Below are 21,562 nucleotides of genomic sequence, written 5' to 3' on the forward strand. Positions count from 1 at the left end.
TTGCCCTTGCCGGAGGGCTGGCGTTTTGACGCTAAAAGCGGCATGAGGAGCCACTATGTTGACGGGGTCTAGGGATTTGCAGCTCGGGCAGCAACTGGAGCATTTACGCGCCGCCGCGTCGCTCTTCGCCATCCATCTATTGACGGCGAGCGGAGCAGCGCTGGCGCTGCTTGCGACACTTGCGGCTGCGCGCGGCGAATGGCGTGCCGCATTCGTGTGGCTTGGGATCGCGCTCATCGTCGATGCGCTCGACGGGCCGATCGCGCGCCGCTACCAGGTGGGCTCGCGCCTGCCGCGGTGGGACGGCAGTGCCCTCGATTTCGTCATCGATTACACGACCTACGTCTTCGTGCCGGCCATCATCCTGGCGAGCGGCTGCGGGCTCGGAACCTTTTTCGGCATTCTGGCCGCGATGATCGTGGCGATCACCGGCGCGCTTTATTTCGCCGACACGCGGATGAAGGAGCCGGACAATTCGTTCAGAGGCTTCCCGGCCGCGTGGAACCTCGCCGTCTTCGTCCTCTTCGCTTTGCAGCCGCATCCTTTCGTGACCTTTATGGTGACGGTACTCCTCGCTGTCGGCACATTTCTTCCGGTCAATTTCGTGCATCCCGTGCGCGTTACAAAATGGCGCTGGCTCACGCTCTTGATGATGGTGCTTTGGATGATCTGCGCCGGCATTTTGATCGCGACCGGTTTCGATCAGAACTCAACGGTCGAGATGCTGCTGCTCGTCACGAGCTTCTACCTTCTCGGTGTCGCTGGGGTTCAGCAGCTCCTTGCACGTTTCTAGCCTCGGGCAGCTGAGGCCATGGAGCTATTGTCGGATCCGCAGGTGTGGGCGAGTTTCCTGACGCTTTGCGTCATGGAGATCGTGCTTGGCATCGACAACATCGTCTTCATTTCGGTCGTCGTCAGCCGACTGCCGGAGGAACAGGCGAAAAAGGCGCGCCAGATCGGGCTTCTTCTGGCGCTCGTCTTCCGCATCCTGCTACTTCTCGTCCTGTCGTGGCTGATTGGCCTCACGGCGCCGGTCTTCACCGCGTTTGGGCAGGAGGTGTCATGGCGCGATCTCATTTTGATCGCTGGCGGCCTTTTCCTGATCTACAAGGCGACGCATGAGATCCATGCCGAGATCGAGCATGAGACGGCGACGCTTGCCGAAGCCAAGACCGCGTCTTTCGGCGGAATCATCGCCCAAGTGCTGATCATCGATATGGTGTTTTCCGTCGATTCCATCATTACCGCGATCGGGATGGCTGAACATGTCGAGGTGATGATCGCCGCTGTCATCGTGGCGATCGCGGTCATGTATGCCGCGTCGGGACCGATCGCCGAGTTCATCAAGCACAATCCGACCACCAAAATGCTGGCGCTCGCATTCCTGCTTCTGATCGGCGTGGCGCTCATCGCCGATGGTTTGGGTTTCCATATCCCGCGCGGCTACATCTACTTTTCCATGGCATTTGCGGCGGTGGTCGAGGTGTTCAACGTTCTTGCTCGGCGCCGCCGGCAGAAGGTTGCAGGAGGCGAACAGTGACGAGTGTCGTTCGGATTCATGCGCATGGCGGGCCGGAGGTGCTGCGGGTCGAAGACCAAGAGGTCGGCGAGCCGGGGGAGGGCGAAGTCAAGATCCGGCACGAGGCGATCGGGCTCAACTACCTCGATACCTACTACCGCACGGGCCTCTACAGCGCGCCGAACGGCTTGCCGCTCACGCCCGGTAACGAAGGAGCTGGCACGGTCGTCTCGATCGGTGCCGGGGTTTCGCGTTTTCGGCCGGGCGACCGGGTCGCCTATGTCGGCGGGCTCGGAGCCTACGCCGCCGAGAGGTTGATCGCTGCCGATAGTCTGGTGCGTCTTCCCGACGAGATCGACTTCAAGACCGGCGCGGCGATGATGCTGAAGGGGCTGACGGCCCAGTATCTCCTGCGGCAGACCTTTCGGGTGGAGCGAGGGCAGACGATCCTCTTTCATGCGGCTGCCGGCGGTGTCGGTTTGATCGCCTGCCAATGGGCGAAGCATCTCGGCGCGACCGTCATCGGGACTGTCGGCTCGGCCGATAAGGCCGAACTGGCCAAAGCGCATGGCTGCACGCACACCATCAATTACCGCGATGAGGACTTCGTCGCTCGCGTGAAGGACATAACAGAAGGACGGCTGTGCGACGTCGTCTACGATTCAGTCGGCCAGAGCACCTATCCTGATTCGCTCGATTGTCTGAAGCCGCGGGGCATGTGGGTGTCGTTCGGTCAATCTTCTGGGCCGATCAAGGATTTCAATCTCGCACTGCTGGCCCAGAAGGGGTCGCTTTACGCCTGTCGCCCGACCCTTTTCAGCTACATCGCCAAGCGCGAGAGCCTGCAGGCGATGTCGGACGATCTCTTTCACGTCGTGGCGAGCGGTTTCGTTAAGATCGAAGTCAACCAGGAATTCGCGCTGAAGGATGTGGCAGACGCCCATCGCGCCCTGGAAAGCCGCGCGACGACGGGTGCGACGGTTCTCATTCCGTGAGGCCGTGACACGACCAGAACGGAGCCTGACCGATACACGACCTGGCCCTCAGCCGGATCGTTGCGGACACACCCCTCGCGTACAACAAAGAAGCCGGGCGCGGAGCCCGGCAAGGATTTGGAGTGAGAAGGCATCGAGCTTAGCAGGCGAAGGTTGGCGGGCGCCTATGGCGATCCGCCGCATTTTACGCGGCACCGGCCCGGCTCAACGCTGCTCATCGACCGATATGTCAGGCTCGACGCTTGCGACGACGGCAAGACAGTCCCCAAGCCCGACGAGCCCCGGATAATGGCGAGCGGCAAGGATCCCGTCCAGGCCAGCTCGATATTCCTGAGGCTCTCCGCCCAAACGCTCGATCGGGTGCACTGAGAGGAGGAGATCCCCCTTTCTGACCTGCGCCCCAAGATCGACCGCGGGCTCGATGAAGCCTTCAGACTGGCTGAAGGAAAAACACTCCGGCCCAGGCATATCCAGAAATACGGATGGCCGGTGGTCGATCGGGCCCGCCAGAATGCCGGCATGTTTGAGAATGTTCGCAAGGCCGCGCCGGGCAATCGCCAATGTCCGCGCCGTGGCGGTTCCGCCCCCGCCGATTTCCGTCGTCACGAAGACTTTGCCGAGCGCCTCTGCGGCGGTGTCGAGCATGCCGACGGCGTCGATTTCCAACATGGTCATCGAATAGGGCGCGCAGAACGCATCACGGGCTTCCCGGCAGCGTGCCTCCTGCGCCTTGTTCTCCAGCACGTGACAGGCGGCAAACGGCAGGAAATCGAGTGTTTTTCCGCCGGAATGGAAGTCGAGCACCAGATCCGCCATGGGCAGCAGAGCGCGCTGAATGTAGTCGGCGATCTTCTCCGTCACACTGCCGTCAGGCCGTCCTGGGAAGGTGCGGTTGAGATTGAACGTGTCGATTGGCGAAAGGCGGGTTCCCGCGCGAAAGGCCGGGTAGTTCATGAAGGGAACCAGGATGATGCGCCCGGTGACCTCATCGACTTCGACCTTACGGGCAAAATCGGCGAGTGCGATGGGCCCCTCATATTCATCGCCATGGCTGCCACCGGTGACGAGAGCCGTCGGGCCAGGGCCGTTGCTCACGACCGTGATCGGTATCATGAGATTGCCCCAGGCGCTGTCGTCACGGCTCCAGGGAAGTCTTAGGTAACCGTGCTGGATGCCTTCGCGCTCAAAATCGACGGTCGGGACGATGGGGCTGTCAATCATCGCGGGCTCGTTCGGGCTTCCATGCTTTCTCGTCGAAAGCATAGGATTGGAAATCCTCGCAAGCTTCAACGTAGCTGTTGGGAGAATTGCTTTCCGGAACGTCACGCTGACTGTGTCGTGTCGACGACCGCTTGCCCCTTATGGTTTCAGCGCCTAGGCTTCCTTTGTCCGTCTTCAATCGGTCCATGCTAGCGTCGCGCCGCCTGCCGGACCGCCCGTTGCGGAAAAGGAATGGACCGCGCGCGTCTGAGACATGACGATGGTCGACAGTCGGCAGACATTCTCTCTGCCGGGCGCCGCTTCGATCCCACCGGCCAGCCCTTGCCAGTCAGCCCCTGCATCGTCTCTTCCCGCCAACCAAAAAGGACCCCGTCATGGACGAACACGTCACCGCCAATGACCTGGAAACACTCGACCGGGCGCATGTCTTCCACCCCTCGACGCATCTTGCGCAATTCGCGCGTGGCGAGGCGCCGTCGCGGATCGTGACCGGGGGCAAAGGCTGCACCATCGTCGATCGTGACGGGCGCAAAAGTCTCGATGCCTTTGCAGGCCTTTATTGCGTGAACGTCGGCTACGGCCGGCAGGAGATCGCAGACGCGATCTACGCCCAGGCGAAGGAGCTTGCCTATTTCCACGCCTATGCGGGCCATTCCAACGAGCAGGTGATCCGATTGTCGAGCCGGATCGTTGACAAAGTCGGCCTCGGAATGCAGCGCATCTATTGGGGGCTCTCCGGATCGGACGCCAACGAAACCAACATCAAGCTCGTCTGGTACTACAACAACGTCATGGGGCGTCCGGAGAAGAAGAAGATCATCTCCAGGCAGCGCGGCTATCACGGCTCGGGCATCATGACGGGCAGCCTGACGGGTCTTGCGCTCTTCCACAACGCATTCGATCTGCCGCGCTCGCCGATCCTGCACACGTCGTGCCCCCATTACTGGCGCTACGGCCGGGAAGGGGAAAGCGAGGCGGATTTCTCCAAACGCATGGCCGCGGAGCTCGAGGAGCTGATCCTTGCCGAGGGACCGGAGACGGTCGCGGCCTTCATCGGTGAGCCCGTCATGGGAACGGGCGGGATCATTCCGCCTCCCGAGGGCTATTGGCAGGAAATTCAGGCGGTCCTGAACAAGTACGACATTCTCCTGATTGCCGATGAGGTCGTCACGGGATTCGGGCGCACTGGCGAATATTTCGGTTCGCACACCTACGGCATCGAGCCGGATCTCATCACCATCGCCAAGGGCGTGACGTCTGCTTATCTGCCTTTGTCGGGTGTCATCGTCGGCGAAAAAGTCTGGCAGGGTCTCGAAAAGGGGACCGACGATCTTGGCGTCATCGGTCACGGCTGGACCTATTCCGCGCATCCCACCTGTGCGGCCGCGGCCAACGCCAACCTTGATATCATCGATCGTGAGGATCTCACGGCAAACGCCCGGGAAACAGGCGGGTATCTTCTCAAATCCTTGCAGGAGGCGGTCGGCGATCACCGGCTCGTCGGCGAGGTTCGCGGGGTCGGCCTGATGGCGGCGGTCGAATTCGTCGGAGACAAGGATACGAAGGCGGCGCCGGACCCATCTTTGAAGGTCGGTATGAAGATGTCGGCGGCTCTCTTGGAAGAGGGGGTGATCGCCCGGGCGATGCCGCACAGCGAATGCCTCGGCTTTTCGCCTCCGCTCGTGATCACCCGCGATGAGGTCGACCAGGTTGTATCCGCAACGAAACGGGTCATCGAGCGCATCTCAGAAAGCCTTTGAGACCGCGTTGATGCATTCGCCCCGCCTGGGCGGATAAAGCCAGAGGCTTGGCCTGGAAACTGCACGGCGGCGGCAGACCGCCGTCGTCGGAGATTTCGGAACTGGGAGGCACAGCCGTCATGGAGTTCGGCAAAAACAACACTCCGTTCCGCGAAGACGAATTCGCCCAGAGGCTTGTCAGCACGAAGCGAGCGATGGAAGCGGCCGGCCTGGACGTTCTCATCGTCTGTGATCCGGCGAACATGAACTATCTGACCGGCTATGACGGCTGGTCGTTTTATGTGCACCAGGCTGTGATCGTCGCGCAGGACCTCGATCAGCCTTTGTGGGTAGGCCGCAACCAGGACGTGAACGGGGCACATCTGACGACGATTCTCTCGGAAGAAAACGTCATCGGCTATGCCGACGAATATGTGCAGTCGCTGACAAGGCATCCGATGCAAGTCGTGGCCAGCACCATCGCCGAAAGGGGGCTCGGCTCGGGCAGGATCGGTGTCGAGGCCGATTCCTACTATTTCACGGCACGGGCTCAGGCGGTGCTCGCAGATGAGCTGCCCGATGCGGTCTTCTCCGATGCTGGTGTTCTGGTGAACTGGTTGCGTTGCGTGAAGTCGGACGCCGAAATTGCGCTGATCCGGCAGGCGGCCCGCATCACCGAGCGCATCATGCAGCGTGCCGTCGACCTGATCGACGTTGGTGTTCCGCAAAGCGAGGTGGCGGCTGCCATTCTCGAGACCGGCGTTCGCGGCATACCGGGCGAGGGGGGATATGGCGGCGATTATCCCGCCATCATGCCGTTGATGCCGAGCGGGGTTGGCACATCCTGCCCTCATATCACCTGGCGGGACGAGCCGTTTCTTGCCCAAACCGGGACGACGGTCGAAATCGCCGGCGTTCGCCATCGCTACCATGCTCCGATGAGCCGAACCGTCTATCTCGGAACGCCGCCGCAGAAGATGCTCGATGCGGCCAAAATCGTTGATGAGGGGATCGATGCGGGGCTTGCGGCAGCACGACCGGGGGCAACCGCGCACGACGTTTATGCCGCGTGGAGCGGGGTCATTGCGCGCCACGGTATCTTCAAGGAATCCCGATGTGGCTACTCGTTCGGTCTGAATTATCCACCGGACTGGGGCGAGCGGACTTTGTCGCTGCGGGCGGGGGACCAAACGGTGCTTCAACCCAATATGACGATTCACTTCATGCCGGGGCTCTGGCTCGACGATTGGGGTATCGAGATTTCCGAACCCATCCGGATCACCCAATCGGGTGTGGAGCAGTTCTGCACTTTTTCGCGCGAGCTAGTCGTCAAGTAGTACAAGGGTTTGGCGCCGTTTAAGGCACTCGGCGAGCGCGACAATTATCCGAAAGTCGCGGCCGTTCTGTGCGGTGCGACTTGCTTTTGCGGCCATTTCTTGGAAAAGTGACGAAATAGAGACGAAGTCCTTCGGCGGCGGCGACGCTCGGTGAGGGACAAAAGACGGCTTAAGCCGTCCAAAAAAAGACAATGGGTTGAACAGCAGCAGCGTCGAGGCTTCGCTCGGGAGCCATCGACAGTGTGGCAGAAAGGCATTCATGCAGGACGAGAACGGCGTCGCGAAAGGCGCCGAAGATCGCGCCTATGTGCGCTTCGAGGACGTTCAGAAGAGCTATGATGGCGAAACGCTCGTCATCAAAAATCTGAACCTCGAGATTGAGCGCGGCGAATTCCTGACCATGCTTGGGCCTTCCGGGTCCGGGAAAACCACCTGCCTGATGATGCTGGCAGGTTTTGAATCCACCACCCATGGCGCGATCTATCTGCACGATCAGCGCATCGACAACGTGCCGCCGCACAAACGCGGCATCGGGATGGTGTTCCAGAATTACGCGCTCTTTCCGCACATGACCGTGTCGGAGAATCTGGCATTTCCGTTGAAGGTCCGCGGCTTGTCGAAGAGCGACACGGAAGAACGTGTGAAGCGGGCGCTGGAAATGGTGGAGCTGCCGCAATTCGGCGACAGACGGCCAGCGCAGCTTTCGGGCGGACAGCAGCAGCGTGTGGCCGTGGCGCGTGCGCTCGTGTTCGAGCCGGATCTCGTCCTGATGGACGAGCCGCTCGGCGCTCTCGACAAGCAGCTGCGCGAGCAGATGCAGTTCGAGATCAAACACATCCACGACAATCTCGGGGTGACGGTCGTCTATGTGACGCATGATCAGACGGAAGCTCTGACCATGTCGGACCGCGTCGCCGTCTTCAACGACGGCATCATCCAGCAATTGTCGACGCCTGAAGTTCTCTACGAGGCGCCCGACAACGCCTTCGTCGCTCAGTTCATCGGCGAGAACAATCGCTTCCTGGGGCGCATCGTGGAGCGCGTGAACGATCAGGAAGTGCGGGTGAAGCTCGATACGGGCGAGGACATTCGCGCGCTTCCGGTCAATCTGAATGGCGGGGACCGCACGACCTTGTCGCTGCGGCCCGAGCGCGTGCTTATCAATCCGGATGAGGGGGCAACTCCCAACGTCCTGGAAGGCACTGTGCAGGAAGTGATCTATCTCGGTGATCACATCCGCACCCGGCTTGCCGTGGCAGGCCATGATGATTTCATCGTCAAGATCCCGAATGCGGCCGGGCATCCGAGCCTTCAGCGTGGCCAGGCCGCGCGTCTCGGCTGGACGATTGAAGATTGTCGGGCACTCGACGCCTGACAAAGCGCCCATATCTGGCGCCCATTTCCCGACCGGCAGGACACGAAAAATGCCGGCAAAAGCTCCCAAACGGGGACCAACAACAACGGAGGTCAGTCCGAATGAAGCGAACCCTATCCCTTATGGCCGCAGTGGCGATTGTGCCGAGCATGGCCTTGGCCGCAGAAGGTGACAGCCTGACGATCGTATCCTGGGGCGGCGCCTATACGATGTCGCAGGAAAAGGCCTATCACGAACCCTATAGCGAGAAGACCGGCACGCAGATCCTGCGTGAGGACAAATCGGCAAATGCGCTTGCGGGCATCCGCTCGCAGGTCGAGGCCGGGAACGTCACCTGGGACGTTGTCGATATGCTGCAGGCGGATGCGCAACGCGCCTGCGACGAGGGTCTCATCATGGAGATCCCGCACGACGAGTGGCTCGCCCCAGGCCCGGATGGAGCCAAACCGACAGAGGACTTCATCGACGGAACGCTCGGCGATTGCTTCATTCCGCAGATCCTTTACGCGACCATGTTCGCGTACAACGAGGAAGCGTTCCCGGATGGCGGCCCCAAAACTGTGGCGGATGTTTGGGATCTCGAAAAATTCCCTGGAACCAGATCATTACAGAAAATTCCTCAGAAAAACCTTGAGTGGGCTCTCATCGCCGACGGCGTGCCTGCAGACGAGGTTTACGAGGTTCTCGCAACGCGCGAAGGGCAGGACCGTGCCTTCGCCAAGCTCGACGAGATCAAAGACAATGTGATCTGGTGGTCGGAAGGCGCGCAGCCGCCGCAGATGCTTGCCGACCAGGAAGCCGTCATCGCCACCGCCTATAACGGCCGCATCTTCAATGCGCAGGTGAACGAAGACCAGCCCTTCAAGATCATGTGGGACCACCAGATGTTCGAGGTCGACGGTTGGGTCGTTCCCGTCGATCAGAGCGAAGACGATCTGAAGCTGATCAAGGACTATCTCTATTTCGCCACCGATACGCAGCGGCTTGCGGATCAGGCGAAATACATCGCTTACGCGCCGGCGCGTAAGTCGTCTGTGCCTCTTGTCGGGAAGATGGAGGGCACCGACATCGACATGAAGCCGCATATGCCGACGACGCCCGAAAACTTCGAGACGGCGGTGCAGTTCGACACCTCGTTCTGGGCCGATTACGGCGACCAGCTCGAAGAGCGCTTCAACGCCTGGCTCGCTCAGTAAGCGAACCTGGTCGGTAAAACGTCCGGCGCGGTTGCACCGCGCCGGGCATGAAGGTGGAGCGCAGGACATGGCGGATATAGCGGCAGACGGCTACGTGCCGGAGCGAGACGAAAGCGGAGCGTTGACGACCGTCGACGGGACGCCGCTCAAAATCTCGTTGAGAAAGTCGCAACGGCGGGCCAAGCGGCGGGCCTTCTATCTGGTCGTTCCGCTCCTTGCCTTCCTCTTCATCACCTTCACGATCCCGATCGTCGGTATGATCGTGCGCTCAGTCTACAACCCCGAAGTGGCCAATTATCTGCCCGAAACCTCCGCGGCAATCGGTGACTGGGACGGGGAAGAGCTGCCGCCCGAAAAGGTTTTCGCGGCCATGGCGGCCGATATGGAAGTCGGTCTCGAAAACCGTACGATCGGACGCGCCGCAGGGCGGATCAATCGCGAAATTCCGGGTGCTCGCAGCCTGGTGATGGGGACGGCGCGTCATGTCGACGAGATGCAGCCACCCTACCGCGAGGCCTTCCTGGAGGAAGACGAGGACTGGTCCGATCTCGAACTCTGGCGCCTCCTCAAGCGTGAGACGCGCCTCATCACACCGGCCTATTATCTTCTGGCGCTCGATTTCGAATACACGCCGCGTGGCGACATCGTGGAGCGGCCGGAGATTTATCAGGTTTATCGGCTGCTCTTCATCCGCACCGCCTGGATGAGCATCGTCATCACCGGCGCTTGCCTGCTTCTAGGATATCCTGTCGCACATCTTTTGGCGACGCTGCCGCTCAGGACATCGAACCTGTTGATGATCCTGGTGCTGTTGCCGTTCTGGACATCGCTTCTCGTGCGCACTTCGGCCTGGATGGTGCTCCTACAGCAGGAGGGGGTGGTCAACGACCTGCTCGTATGGGCCGGAATCATCAACGACAACGGCCGCATCCGCATGATCTATAACCAGTTGGGTACGATCATTGCGATGACGCATATCCTGCTGCCGTTCATGATCCTGCCGCTCTATTCGGTGATGAAGACGATCCCGCCGTCCTACATGCGAGCGGCGCGCTCGCTTGGCGCCAATCAGTTTACCGCCTTCGTGAAGGTCTACATGCCGCTCACCATTCCCGGGCTTGCGGCGGGCGTCCTCCTCGTCTTCATCCTGGCGATCGGCTACTACATCACCCCGGCGCTCGTCGGCGGCGAAAGCGGTATCTTCATCTCGAATTTGATCGCCTCCAATATGCAGGGAACGAGCGCGCAACTGAAGCTGGCCTCAGCGCTTGCGACGATCCTCCTCGTGCTGGTTCTCTTCTTCTATTGGCTCTTCAACAAGCTTGTCGGTGTCGACCGACTGAAGTTCGGGTGAGGTAAGCCATGGCCCTTCCTACCTATGCCGGACCGCTTGAGCGCACCTGGTACTACAGCTACCGCGTCATCTGTGCGGCGATCTTCATCTTTCTGATCGTGCCGATCGTGGTGATCGTGCCGCTGTCGTTCAACGCGCAGCCCTATTTCACCTTCACCAAGGAGATGCTCTCCTTCGACCCGGACGGCTATTCGCTGCGCTGGTACGAGGAGCTTCTCTCCAGCCGTGAGTGGATGCGCGCCATCGGCAATTCCTTCTTCATCGCGATATCGGCGACGATCATCTCGACAACTCTCGGCACGCTCGCTGCGCTCGGCCTTTCGCGTCCGAACATGCCCGCCAAGGGCTTCATCACGGCCGTTTTGATCTCGCCGATGATCGTGCCGCTGATCATCACGGCGGCGGCGCTGTTTTCCTTCTATGCCCGGCTCGATCTCGCCAATTCGTATTTCTCGATCATCATGGCGCATGTGGTTCTCGGCACGCCTTTCGTCGTGATCACCGTGACGGCGTCACTCTCAGGCTTCGACCAGCAACTCATCCGAGCGGCGCAGAGCCTTGGAGCCAACCAGGTCACGACCTTCTTCAAAGTCATCCTGCCGCTGCTTCTTCCGGGTGTCGTTGCCGGCGCGCTCTTCGCCTTCATCACGTCACTCGATGAGGTCGTGGTTGTCCTGTTCCTGGCCGGCCCTGAGCAGGTGACGATGACCGTGCGGATGTTCTCCGGGCTCAGAGAAGAGATTTCGCCGACGATCCTGGCGCTCGCGACCATCCTGGTCGCGATCTCGATCCTGCTTCTCTCGTCGATGGAATTGCTGCGCCGCCGTTCCGAACGCCAGCGTGGCATGAGCCCCGGCTAGTCAGGCCGTCCGAACCGGTCACAAAAAAGGAGGCGCCGAAGCGCCTCCGCAGATGTGTGCCGTCAGCAATCGTTCTTCTGCTGCCGGGCAACCTCTCTCAGTGGCCGTTGACCGAGATCTTGCGCCCCTTGGCCTCCAGCTCCTTGGCGCGGGGAACCATCACTTTGAGAACGCCTTTGTCGAAGCTCGCCGTCACTTCGTCGGCCTTCGGCTCGAAGGGAAGAGCGAAACGGCGCATGAACGTGCCGTAGGAGCGCTCAACGAGATGAAATTGTTTCTTCTCGTCTTTTTCCTCTCGCTCGACCTTGTTTTCCGCCTTCAGCGTCAGCACGCCCTCGGTGAGGTCGAGTTCGATATCCTTCTCGTCGATGCCTGGAAGTTCGGCGGTCAGCTCAAGCCCAGCCTCGGTTTCGGCGACGTCCACTTTCGGCGACAGGAAGCCGCCCGAAGCCGGATTGGCCGGAGCGCTCCAGTCGCGCGTGAAGTCGTCGAAGATGCGGTCCATTTCGCGCCGCATCGCGAGGAAAGGATCGGTCTCAGGCCCGCGGGTCAGCGCGGTCTGGCGACCAAATGGAATCATCGATCTGAAATCCATGACGTCACCTCCTGATAAAAAAGGCCGACGCCGGACAACTGGGTGACCAGTGTCGGCCACGTTATCACGCGCTTTATTTGGCGTTGCGAATCCCGACGTTCAAGCCTTCTGATGAACTCCGTTGGGTCTCTCCATGGGCCTCGTCGATCCTATTGACTGGGTCTTTCGGGTGAGTTGCGGAGAGCGGGCTTGTCTCCATTTACACGCACAGATAAATGCACCCGGAGGTACCTTTCTTTTTCGGTGTATTGATGAGCGAGCAAGCGTCCAACGCTGACGATGGCGAACGGTCTGAAGCGGATCCTGAGGACAGCGAAGAGAAGGAACGGTCAGAGACATCGCATTCTTCGGATGAAGATGACGGAGGATCGCCGCTGAAGAAGCCTTGGGCACGGGTTTTCCTGGTGGTTGCTGGGATCGCGTTGCTTGTGGGGGGCGGCTGGTGGCTCTGGCACTACTGGACGGTCGGGCGCTTCATCGAGAGCACCAACGACGCCTATTTGCAGGCCGATCAGGTCACGATCTCGCCGAAGGTCGGCGGCTATGTCGAAGACGTCATGGTCAAGGCCAATGCCGGTGTCGAGGCTGGCGATGTGCTCGTGAAGATCAATGACGAGGATTACCGTGCCGGCGTAGCACGCGCCGCTGCCGGCCTGCAGGCGGCTCGGGCAGATCTTGCGAAGGCGAAAGCCGAAGCGGGACGATCCAGGGTGGCCGTCCAGCAGGCGGAAGCCCAGCTCGCCCAGGCGGAGGTGAACGAGGCTTTTGCGCAAAGCCAGGTGGAGCGCTATGCACCTCTCGTGAAGACCGGGGCGCAGCCGGAAGAACGGTTGTCGCAGCTTATCAACCAGCGCGACCAGGCCGAAGCGCAGGTGAAGGTCGCTTCCGCCTCTCTTGCCTCTGCGCATGAAGCGACCAATACGGCCGACGCTCAGATTCTCCAGGCGCGGGCCGCCGTGCACCAGGCTCAGGCTCAGCTGACGGATGCCAACAATCAGCTTGCGAATACGCTGATCAAGAGCCCGATCTCCGGACGTGTCGGCGACAAGACGGTCAATGTCGGGCAGCTCGTCCAGCCTGGCACGCGGCTGATGACGATCGTGCCGGTGGATCAGCTTTATCTGGAAGCGAATTTCAAAGAGACGCAGATCGAGTTGATGCGTGTCGGCCAGCCCGCGACGGTGAAGGTCGACGCACTGACCGCCGAAAAGCTGCACGGCCATGTGGAGAGTTTTTCGCCGGCGACCGGCGCACAATTTGCGCTGATCCCGCCGGAAAATGCCACCGGGAATTTCACCAAGATCGTGCAGCGTGTGCCGGTTCGCATCGCGGTCGATCCAGGACCTGCAGCGAGTAAGGTTCTCGTTCCCGGCCTCTCGGTCACGGTCGAAGTCGATACGCGCGGCGCTCGCGACGAATACGAAGAGTTGCAGGAAGAGGGGCGGCGCTCGGAAGAGGCGGCACAGTGAGCTCGGCGGAGGCCACAGCGGACGCGGGCGCACCCGCCTCAAGCGAGCCGCGAGCCGATGCCGCTGCCTGGCTGGCCGTTGCTGCCGGCACGATCGGTGCGTTGATGGCAACGCTCGATATCTCCATCGTCAACGCGGCGTTGCCGGTGATTCAGGGCGAGATCGGTGCAAGCGGTACCGAAGGCACCTGGATCTCCACCGCCTATCTCGTCGCCGAGATCGTCATGATCCCTCTGACGGGCTGGTTCGTGCGTGTCCTGACGCTACGCACATTCCTTCTGCTCATGACGGTCTTTTTCGTCGTGTTCTCTGTTCTCTGTGGTCTCTCTTCGTCGCTGACGATGATGATCATCGGCCGCGTCGGGCAGGGGTTTACCGGCGGCGCGATGATACCGACGGCGCTCACCATCGTTTCGACGCGGCTGCCATCGGACAAGCAGCCGATCGGGATTGCACTCTTTGGTCTGACGATTGTGCTCGGGCCGATCCTCGGACCGCTCATCGGCGGCTATCTGACCGAGCATGTCAGCTGGCACTATGCCTTCTTCCTCAACCTTCCGGTCGGGATCGGGCTCGTCCTTCTGCTTGTCGTGGGCATGCCGCCGGCGAAGGCGCATCTTCGGGCGTTCTTCAAGGCCGATTGGTTCGGGATCCTCGGACTGGCGCTCTTTCTCGGCTGCCTGACGACGGTTTTGGAGGAAGGACAGCGCGAACTCTGGTTTCAGTCCGAGCTGATCGTGGGTCTCAGCCTCGCGTCATTTCTCGGGCTTGTCCTGCTCATCGTCGGGCAGAGGAGGGCGGCCGAGCCCGTCATCGACCTGTCGATCCTATTTGAGCGGAGCTTCGGCAGCGTTTTTCTGATGAGCCTCGTCACGGGTGCCGCGCTTTATGGCATCCTCTATCTCATCCCGCAGTTTTTGGCGCAGATCCCCGACTATAACGCCTATCAGTCGGGTCTCATCGTGCTCATCAGCGGCATTCCGACCCTGATGATCATGCCTTTCTTTCCTTTCCTTGTGCGTACGATCGACCTCCGTCTGGCGATCGCGATCGGACTTTTCATCTACGCTCTGAGCTGTTTCGCCGACACCGCGATGACGGCCCAGTCCGACGGCGGCGATTTCTACTTCTCGCAGCTGCTTCGCGGCGTCGGTCAGGGATTTGCGCTGCTCTTTCTCAATCAGGCGGCGACGAGTTCGGTGGTGCGCGAAAAGGCAGACGACGCGTCCGGGCTCTTCAATGCGGCACGAAACCTGGGCGGCTCTTTCGGGCTTGCCCTCATCTCCACGCTTCAGGACCGACGCGTCACGTTCCACGTCGAGCGGATCAGCGAGACCGTCAATGCCAATTCGGTTCAGGTCCAAGAGCGTCTGCAGGAACTCGGCGGCAATGACCCCTACCAGCGACTGCAGGCCTTGAAGATGCTCTTCGGGACGATCCGCCAGCAGGCCGTCGTGATGATCTACAACGACCTCTTTTTCGTCTTCGGTATCATCCTTCTCGTTTCCATCCCGCTCGTTCTGCTCCTGCGGCCTTTGCCGCGCGGGCAGGGCATGGCGATGCATTAAGGGGCCGTCATGTCGCATTGGCGCCTGTTCACACCTTTGGCCTGCACGCTGGTCTTGTCCGGATGCATGGTCGGCCCGGATTATCAGGGGCCGCCGGATGCGGCCCCGCTTGCGCGTCTGGCCGGCGCCTTCCGGCATGCGGACCAAACGACACCGGCCTATTATCCTGCGGCCGCCTGGTGGGAGAGCTTGTCGGACAAACAGCTCGACGCGCTGATCGTGCTCGCTCTGTCGAAGAGCCCAAATGTGGACCTTGCAATCGCGCGGCTGAAGCAGGAACGGGCGGGCGTGACCGGTGCCCGTGCCAATCTCATGCCCACGGCCGCTGGCCTTGGAGCCGCAAGCGGGGTTCGATTGGGGCTCGGCGACACTGACGGTCTCAACAACAAACTCGCTGCAGCAGCGGCCACGCTCGGCCCGGAGGCCGCTGCCGCAGCGCCGGCCGTTCCCGAACATGTGAGCACGGGGCTCTACAACGCAGCTTTCGATGCGTCCTGGGAGGTCGATATTTTCGGCGGCCGGAGACGCGCCGTGGAGCGCTCCACGGCCAGAGCTCAAGCCGCGGAAGCTGCACTTGCCGACGCTTATGTTCAGCTATCGGCCGAGGTGGCGCGGGCCTATGTCGGTCTTCGCGCCGCACAGAGACAGCTTGGTATCGTTCGCCATTCGGTGTCGTTGCAGCAAAAGACGTTCGACCTGACCCGGCAGCAGGTGGAACAGGGAACGTCTGCGAAGCTCGATCTGGCGCGTCTCGAAACGCAGCTCACGAGCACGCAGGCCGATATTCCCCTGCTTGAAGCGCAGGTGGAGGAGGCGCTTGGGCAGCTTGCGGTCCTGTGCGGACTGGAGCCGGGTGCGCTCGATGCAAGGCTGTCGAAGCCCAGACCGATTCCGTCCCCGCCAAAGTCCGTGCCCGTCGGCAATCCGGAATCTATGCTCCGAAGAAGGCCCGATGTTCGGCAGGCGGAGCGACAGCTCGCCTCGGCCAATGCTGCGATCGGCGAGGCCGTGGCGCAGTATTTCCCGCGAATCAAACTCATCGGACTTGCCGTCGCAGGGGGAACTCAGCCTGGTGATCTCGCTGATACCGCCTCCCTCAGTCTCCTTGGGGGGCCCACGCTTCAGTGGAATCTCCTGAGTTTCGGACGGATCGACGCCAAGGTCCAACAATCCGAAGCTGCGACAGAGGCGGCGCTCGCCGAATACCGGCAAAGTGTGCTTGCAGCTCTCCAGGATGCGGAATCCTCGCTCACACAATTCCGCAAGCGGAAGGAGAACGTTGCCTATCTGGCGCGGGCGAGCGCATCGGCGGCGCGGGCGGCGGCTCTCACCCGCGATATGAACGAGGCGGGCGCGCTCAGCCTGATCGATACGCTCGATATCGAGCGCCAGCGCTTGCAGACGGAACAGAGCCTCGCTCAGGCCGAGGCGGAACTAACCAATGCGTTCATTGCGTTAGAGAAGAGCTTGGGGCTTGGATGGAAACCCGCGACATCGCGGCAACCGGCAGCAGCCACTGTCGCCAAGGCCAATTGAAACAACATGCAGAACCGATCATGACGCCGAAGCAAGATCACTCCGAGGAAGGCGGGCGCAATTGCTGCGTCGTGGTTGGCTGTGGCGAGAGCGCACTTGCGGAGGCTGGCGCTGTTGCCCGTCGGGGTCGGCCGCGCAAGGGTACGAGCGGCCTCGTGACCGAGCGGATTGTGGCCGTCGCAACCGAGCTCTTTCTGGAACGTGGCTTCGCCGAAACCAACATGGATGCTGTCGCTGCGCGCGCGGGCAGTTCCAAACGCACGCTTTATGCACGTTTCGCCTCCAAGGACGCGTTGTTTGAGGCCGTCATCCTGAAATTCCTGCGCGAGCGCCTGACGGAAATGCAATTGACGATCCGGCGCGATGACGGGCTCGAAGAAACGCTGATCAGCGCTGGCGAGCGGCTCCTGGAAGGGGCGATGACGCCGGAGGTCATCCGTCTTCATCGTCTGATGGCCTGCGAAGGGGAGAACTTTCCGGAGCTGGCGCGGACGGTCAACGAGCAGGCCTGGACGCAGTTTCGCCTTTTCGTTGCCGATGTTCTGCAGCAGGCGAGTGTTCGCTACAATGAGCCGTTCGAAGATTGCGAATGGCTGGCCACACGCTTCTTCGGGATGATGGTGGAGCCGTATTTCCGCCGCGCGACGCTCGGCCTTCAGCCGGCTGAAGTGACGGAAGAGATGCGCAGGGATGTGTCCCGATCGGTGCAGCTCTTCCTGAAAGGAAGCCGGGGGTTGTCCGGATCTGTGTAAAATCGCGCTTTTCTCTATAATGCTGGCGCAAGATCGCATCGCCAGAGTGTTGCCTTGAGGTCATAGCGGAGGCTAGGCCTAGACGCTAAAAGCACCTGGCGCGTTTCATTTATTCCGGAAGAGAGCATGCGGCATTGGGGCAGGAGGAACGAGGAGGGGCGTAGCGTCCTGCTCATTCCCGGAGGGTTATCGGCATTTCTGGTCTTCTGCGTGGTCTCCTTGTTGGGGGCCTGCGCCGGGCTGCCCGATGAAGCGGCTCTGACACCCGTTCAGGCGACCGTGCCGGGTGCCCAGCTCGTGACCATCTATGCGGCCACGACGCGGGAGCGGAAGGGGCCGCAGAGCGTCCTCTATACCTCCGAGCCGGCTGCTGAACTCAATTTCGCCCGTTACACGGTCTCGGTTCCACCCGGGCATAAGCCGACGGAAATCGAGTGGCCGGACGGCAAGGCTGATCCAAAGCGCAGCTTTGCAACCGTCAAGGAAGAGCGGCTGACGGAAGCCGAGTTCTATCGTCAGATCACAGCGCGGAACGGACGGGGCGAGCTGTCGCCCGGGCGAGACGATGTCGGCATTTTCGTCCACGGCTACAACACGAGCTTTGCCGAATCGCTTTTTCGCCTCGCCCAGATCACGGTCGATTCCGATCCTAACGACGTGCCGGTTTTGTTTGCCTGGCCGTCGGAAGCTGCCGTCACCGGATATGTCGCAGACAAGGACGCTGTGACCTATTCACGCGATTATCTGGCCGGTGTTTTGACGCATCTCGCGAAAGATCGCGATGTCGGAGATATCACGCTCTTCGGCCACAGCATGGGTGGCTGGCTTGTGATGGAAGTGCTGCGGCAATTGCGCCTTTCTGGTCAGGGCGACGTGATCTCCGGGATCGAGGAGGTGATCCTTGCGTCTCCGGATATCGATATCGACGTTTTCAGAACCCAGATCGCGGTCATCGGCCGCAATCATCCCCCTATGACCATCCTCGTCTCGAAGCAGGACCGGGCTCTCGCGATTTCCAGGCGTGTGGGCGGCGGGCGGCCGAGGCTCGGCGGGGTGGACGTCGATGACCCCGAGATCCAACAGCTTGCGGTGCAATACAATCTGCGGATCATCGATATCTCGCAGCTTCCGAAAACGGATTTTCTCGGACACGACCAGTTCGTGACGCTTGCGGCGCGGCTGGGTTCGACCGGGCGGCAAGGTTTCGGGCAGCTGGGCAAAGCTGGCGCCTTCGTTTTCGACGCCGTCGGCAACACCGTGGCGAGCCCGTTCAGGATTGCGAGCGACGTGCTTTCCCAATGAGCGCGCCGCCATCTTGTGGCTGCCTTCGTGTTCCGGCACCCGTTTACGTTGACATCCTGGCTTCGATCATGAGGATGGCGCCACACCAAACAAAGGAGCGCCCATGTCAATGCCGGGGGGCACGACCGACCCTGCGATCGTTTTGTCGAATGTCTGGAAGATTTTTGGCGAACGCTCAGAAGAGGCCCTTGCGGCGATTGAAACAGAGCAGCTCGATAAAGCCGAGGTCCAATCTCGCTTCAACTGCATCGTCGGCGTCGCCGATGCGAGCATAGAGGTCGCGCGCGGCGAGATCTTCTGCGTGATGGGCTTATCCGGCTCAGGTAAGTCTACTCTCGTGCGCCACATCAACCGCCTTCTCGAACCGACGTCGGGTCGGATCGAGGTCGAGGGCCAGGATGTGATGGCCATGGGCGACGACGCGCTGCGCCGTCTGCGAGCCCAGACAATCGGCATGGTCTTCCAGAATTTCGGCCTCCTGCCGCACCGCACTGTCCGCGACAATGTCGGGCTGCCGCTCGAGGTCCAGAGCGTTCCCAAGCTCGATCGTTTCGATCAGGCCGAACGCTGCCTCGACCTCGTGGATCTTGGCGACTGGGGCGACAGTTTCGCCCATGAACTTTCAGGCGGCATGCAGCAGCGTGTCGGTCTCGCGCGCGCTCTTGCGGCAGATCCCGACATTCTTCTCATGGACGAGCCGTTTTCGGCGCTCGACCCTTTGATCCGCCGCCAATTGCAGGCAGAGTTCATGGCTCTGTCGAAAGAGCTGCACAAGACGACGGTCTTCATCACCCACGATCTCGACGAGGCGATCCGCATCGGCGATCGCATCGCCATCATGAAAGATGGCCGCATCGTGCAGACCGGGACGCCCGAGGAGATCGTGACCGATCCGGCCGACGATTATGTGGCCGATTTCGTCTCCGGCATCTCGCGGCTGAAGCTGGTCCATGCGGCGAAGATCATGCGGCCGTTGCCGACGCCCGGCGAGACGGGCATGGATTTAACCTCTGCTCCGCGCGCTCCGGTCGGTGCCGATCTCGATAGCCTTGTCGATCTCGTGCTCTCACAGAGAGAAGACATCGTTATCGTCGACGAAAGCGGCGCGGAGGTCGGCCTTGTCACGCAGACGGACCTCCTGCGCGGCGTCCAGGGCGGCAAGGAGCAACCCGTCGAGGTCGAAACCCAATCGGCCGCTGCCTTCGAGGTGGGGGCGGCGACCTCCCGCAAGGAACAGAACGCGCTCATCGCCGAGTTCGTCGGTCGCGGGGCTGGCCATTACATTCCCGCATTCCGCCGGATCGGGGAGGGGCGATGGGGCGTCATCAATCTCGGCGCCGTCGTTTTTGGTCCGATCTGGGCGGGTGCACGATCGCTCTGGTCGGTCTTTTGGGCCTTCGTCATCTTGGAATTGATCGGCCTTGTGCAAATCGGCCGCGGCTTTCTTGGCGATCTCGGCAGTGAGGCGGCGGCCCGTGCAGCCTCGCTTCTCGCGCGCGCCGATGCGCGGGCGGAGCGTGCGGCAGACGCGGCCGCTTCGGGTGCGGACAATGCCGCTCGCCTCGCTGCCAGCGCGGACAGGCTGCGTGATATTGCGGCCTCGGCTCAGACAGAAGCGGATGCTCTCTCGGCGCAGTCCACACAGGTCGCGTTGATCGGTCTCGGCATCTTTGTTGTCGTCAAACTCATCGAAGCTCTGACCGCAGATCGCGCGCTCGAATGGCGCTTCACCCATTGGCGTTCGGACCGCTCGATCCGCTCAGGCCTCTCTTGGGTGGGGGCGGCGATCGCGACCCTGCTGGTCGCCTTCATCTATCCCGTCACGATCTATCGGTTTTCGGCTGCCGAACCGCCGGCATGGCTGACGACTTTTCCCGCTGACAACGCGATCCGCGCGAGCGCAGCACGTTGGATCGATCACGCTTTCGATTGGCTCGCGATCGCGGGGGAGGGTTTCTTCGATTCCGTGACGGCGGTCGTGCGTGCGCTCCTCGATACCCTTGAACTGATGCTGGTGGCGACGCCCTGGCCTGTGGTCATGGTGGCGATTTGCGCCATCGCCTGGCTTCTCGCCGGCGCGCGGGTGGCGATCTTCACGGCTGTGGCGCTCGCCTATCTCGCACTCTTCGGTTTCTGGGAAAAATCCATGGCGACCGTGGCGCTGCTCGGAGCTGCGGCAGTGATCTGCGTCGTCATCGGCGTGCCGCTCGGCATTTGGTTTGCAAAGTCGGACCGTGCCTACGCGGCCGCGAGGCCGGTGCTCGATTTCATGCAGACGATGCCGGCCTTTGTCTATCTGATCCCGGTGATCGCATTCTTCGGAACCGGCAAACCTCCCGGCATTCTGGCGACACTCGTCTTCGGCATGCCGCCTGTCATCCGGCTAACCGCGCTCGGCATGAAAGGCGTGCCCTACGACGTCACCGAGGCGGCATCCGCTTTCGGCGCGACACGGACTTTCCGGCTTTGGAAGGTCGAGCTGCCGCTCGCCATGCCGTCCATCAAGACGGGCATCAACCAGACCATCCTGATGTGTCTGTCGATGGTGGTCATCGCCTCGCTCATTGGCGCGAAGGGTCTCGGCGAGGACGTTCTCGAAGCTCTGCAATATGCGGCCGAAGGGCAGGGCATGCTCGCGGGGCTCGCGATTCTTTTCTGTGCGATGGCGCTTGATCGGATCGTCGCCGGACGCGCGCCCGCAAAGTCGGCCTGAAGGCCTGCCGCGCATCGGCGCGGCCCCAAAA

17 protein-coding genes are annotated in these 21,562 nt (G+C 61.3%); 15 read left to right on the forward strand and 2 right to left on the reverse strand.

The window, feature by feature from the left end; translation table 11 throughout:
• Window positions 1-55 precede the first annotated feature (55 nt).
• Genes BLP76_RS09965 through BLP76_RS09975 form a run of 3 tightly spaced genes read left to right on the forward strand, consistent with a single transcriptional unit; the run spans window position 56 to window position 2,514 of the window.
• A complete protein-coding gene (locus BLP76_RS09965) occupies window positions 56-793 on the forward strand; it encodes a CDP-alcohol phosphatidyltransferase family protein (protein WP_111328846.1) in 738 nt (245 codons plus the stop codon).
• 18 nt (window positions 794-811) lie between these two features.
• A complete protein-coding gene (locus BLP76_RS09970) occupies window positions 812-1,540 on the forward strand; it encodes a TerC family protein (protein WP_092812206.1) in 729 nt (242 codons plus the stop codon).
• Complete coding sequence (locus BLP76_RS09975; RefSeq protein WP_092812208.1) at window positions 1,537-2,514, forward strand: quinone oxidoreductase family protein; 978 nt, start codon at window positions 1,537-1,539, stop codon at window positions 2,512-2,514. Before BLP76_RS09970 ends, BLP76_RS09975 begins: the two co-directional genes overlap by 4 nt.
• A gap of 204 nt (window positions 2,515-2,718) precedes the next feature.
• On the opposite strand, the gene doeB is transcribed toward BLP76_RS09975, so the two are convergent.
• Window positions 2,719-3,735, reverse strand: coding sequence for a N(2)-acetyl-L-2,4-diaminobutanoate deacetylase DoeB (gene doeB / locus BLP76_RS09980; RefSeq protein ID WP_092812758.1), 1,017 nt, complete (start codon window positions 3,733-3,735; stop codon window positions 2,719-2,721).
• A 374-nt stretch (window positions 3,736-4,109) separates the two neighbouring features.
• On the opposite strand from doeB, the gene BLP76_RS09985 reads away from it, so the two are divergent.
• The 6 genes from BLP76_RS09985 to BLP76_RS10010 all read left to right on the forward strand — a co-directional run bounded on the left by BLP76_RS09985 (window position 4,110) and on the right by BLP76_RS10010 (window position 11,596).
• Window positions 4,110-5,495, forward strand: a complete 1,386-nt coding sequence (locus BLP76_RS09985) for an aminotransferase (protein WP_092812210.1) — start codon at window positions 4,110-4,112, stop codon at window positions 5,493-5,495.
• Window positions 5,496-5,614: 119 nt separating this feature from the next.
• A complete protein-coding gene (locus BLP76_RS09990) occupies window positions 5,615-6,811 on the forward strand; it encodes a M24 family metallopeptidase (RefSeq protein ID WP_092812212.1) in 1,197 nt (398 codons plus the stop codon).
• Between the two features lie 259 nt (window positions 6,812-7,070).
• Window positions 7,071-8,186, forward strand: a complete 1,116-nt coding sequence (locus BLP76_RS09995; protein ID WP_092812214.1) for an ABC transporter ATP-binding protein — start codon at window positions 7,071-7,073, stop codon at window positions 8,184-8,186.
• A 101-nt stretch (window positions 8,187-8,287) separates the two neighbouring features.
• Window positions 8,288-9,382, forward strand: coding sequence for an extracellular solute-binding protein (locus BLP76_RS10000; RefSeq protein ID WP_092812216.1), 1,095 nt, complete (start codon window positions 8,288-8,290; stop codon window positions 9,380-9,382).
• 67 nt (window positions 9,383-9,449) lie between these two features.
• Window positions 9,450-10,736 carry an ABC transporter permease gene (locus tag BLP76_RS10005; protein ID WP_092812218.1) on the forward strand — a complete coding sequence of 429 codons (1,287 nt, stop codon included), beginning with the start codon at window positions 9,450-9,452 and terminating at the stop codon, window positions 10,734-10,736.
• A gap of 8 nt (window positions 10,737-10,744) precedes the next feature.
• Complete coding sequence (locus BLP76_RS10010; RefSeq protein ID WP_092812220.1) at window positions 10,745-11,596, forward strand: ABC transporter permease; 852 nt, start codon at window positions 10,745-10,747, stop codon at window positions 11,594-11,596.
• 97 nt (window positions 11,597-11,693) lie between these two features.
• On the opposite strand, the gene BLP76_RS10015 is transcribed toward BLP76_RS10010, so the two are convergent.
• Entirely contained in the window at window positions 11,694-12,191 is a 498-nt protein-coding gene (locus BLP76_RS10015; protein WP_092812222.1) for an Hsp20/alpha crystallin family protein, read from the reverse strand.
• Window positions 12,192-12,442: 251 nt separating this feature from the next.
• Here BLP76_RS10015 and BLP76_RS10020 point away from each other — a divergent pair, with 251 nt between their 5' ends.
• From BLP76_RS10020 to BLP76_RS19210, 6 genes are all read left to right on the forward strand, one after another.
• A complete protein-coding gene (locus BLP76_RS10020; RefSeq protein ID WP_092812761.1) occupies window positions 12,443-13,660 on the forward strand; it encodes an HlyD family secretion protein in 1,218 nt (405 codons plus the stop codon).
• The gene (locus tag BLP76_RS10025) at window positions 13,657-15,228 is read left to right on the forward strand and encodes a DHA2 family efflux MFS transporter permease subunit (RefSeq protein ID WP_244514533.1); all 1,572 of its coding nucleotides are present in this window, start codon (window positions 13,657-13,659) and stop codon (window positions 15,226-15,228) included. The genes BLP76_RS10020 and BLP76_RS10025 overlap by 4 nt, the downstream gene beginning before the upstream one ends.
• A 9-nt stretch (window positions 15,229-15,237) precedes the next feature.
• Window positions 15,238-16,764 (forward strand): efflux transporter outer membrane subunit, encoded by a 1,527-nt coding sequence (locus BLP76_RS10030; RefSeq protein ID WP_092812226.1) that lies wholly within the window; start codon window positions 15,238-15,240, stop codon window positions 16,762-16,764.
• 20 nt (window positions 16,765-16,784) lie between these two features.
• Window positions 16,785-17,516 carry a TetR/AcrR family transcriptional regulator gene (locus tag BLP76_RS10035; protein WP_170130544.1) on the forward strand — a complete coding sequence of 244 codons (732 nt, stop codon included), beginning with the start codon at window positions 16,785-16,787 and terminating at the stop codon, window positions 17,514-17,516.
• A 126-nt stretch (window positions 17,517-17,642) separates the two neighbouring features.
• A complete protein-coding gene (locus BLP76_RS10040) occupies window positions 17,643-18,818 on the forward strand; it encodes an alpha/beta hydrolase (protein WP_092812230.1) in 1,176 nt (391 codons plus the stop codon).
• A gap of 103 nt (window positions 18,819-18,921) precedes the next feature.
• Window positions 18,922-21,531, forward strand: a complete 2,610-nt coding sequence (locus BLP76_RS19210) for a betaine/proline/choline family ABC transporter ATP-binding protein (protein WP_200170511.1) — start codon at window positions 18,922-18,924, stop codon at window positions 21,529-21,531.
• The last annotated feature ends 31 nt before the right edge of the window (window positions 21,532-21,562 follow it).

It is taken from the genome of Afifella marina DSM 2698 (assembly GCF_900102695.1).
In the GTDB taxonomy this organism is placed as follows: domain Bacteria; phylum Pseudomonadota; class Alphaproteobacteria; order Rhizobiales; family Afifellaceae; genus Afifella; species Afifella marina.

What these genes read in the sequence shown, in the direction of transcription:
- doeB (WP_092812758.1), bottom strand. Translation starts at nt 3,735, where the DNA reads ATGATTGACAGCCCCATCGTCCCGACCGTCGATTTTGAGCGCGAAGGC.
- BLP76_RS10035 (WP_170130544.1), top strand. Translation starts at nt 16,785, where the DNA reads ATGACGCCGAAGCAAGATCACTCCGAGGAAGGCGGGCGCAATTGCTGC.
- BLP76_RS10015 (WP_092812222.1), bottom strand. Translation starts at nt 12,191, where the DNA reads ATGGATTTCAGATCGATGATTCCATTTGGTCGCCAGACCGCGCTGACC.
- BLP76_RS09990 (WP_092812212.1), top strand. Translation starts at nt 5,615, where the DNA reads ATGGAGTTCGGCAAAAACAACACTCCGTTCCGCGAAGACGAATTCGCC.
- BLP76_RS19210 (WP_200170511.1), top strand. Translation starts at nt 18,922, where the DNA reads ATGTCAATGCCGGGGGGCACGACCGACCCTGCGATCGTTTTGTCGAAT.
- BLP76_RS10040 (WP_092812230.1), top strand. Translation starts at nt 17,643, where the DNA reads ATGCGGCATTGGGGCAGGAGGAACGAGGAGGGGCGTAGCGTCCTGCTC.
- BLP76_RS10030 (WP_092812226.1), top strand. Translation starts at nt 15,238, where the DNA reads ATGTCGCATTGGCGCCTGTTCACACCTTTGGCCTGCACGCTGGTCTTG.
- BLP76_RS10020 (WP_092812761.1), top strand. Translation starts at nt 12,443, where the DNA reads ATGAGCGAGCAAGCGTCCAACGCTGACGATGGCGAACGGTCTGAAGCG.
- BLP76_RS10005 (WP_092812218.1), top strand. Translation starts at nt 9,450, where the DNA reads ATGGCGGATATAGCGGCAGACGGCTACGTGCCGGAGCGAGACGAAAGC.
- BLP76_RS09995 (WP_092812214.1), top strand. Translation starts at nt 7,071, where the DNA reads ATGCAGGACGAGAACGGCGTCGCGAAAGGCGCCGAAGATCGCGCCTAT.
- BLP76_RS10010 (WP_092812220.1), top strand. Translation starts at nt 10,745, where the DNA reads ATGGCCCTTCCTACCTATGCCGGACCGCTTGAGCGCACCTGGTACTAC.
- BLP76_RS09965 (WP_111328846.1), top strand. Translation starts at nt 56, where the DNA reads ATGTTGACGGGGTCTAGGGATTTGCAGCTCGGGCAGCAACTGGAGCAT.
- BLP76_RS09970 (WP_092812206.1), top strand. Translation starts at nt 812, where the DNA reads ATGGAGCTATTGTCGGATCCGCAGGTGTGGGCGAGTTTCCTGACGCTT.
- BLP76_RS10000 (WP_092812216.1), top strand. Translation starts at nt 8,288, where the DNA reads ATGAAGCGAACCCTATCCCTTATGGCCGCAGTGGCGATTGTGCCGAGC.
- BLP76_RS09985 (WP_092812210.1), top strand. Translation starts at nt 4,110, where the DNA reads ATGGACGAACACGTCACCGCCAATGACCTGGAAACACTCGACCGGGCG.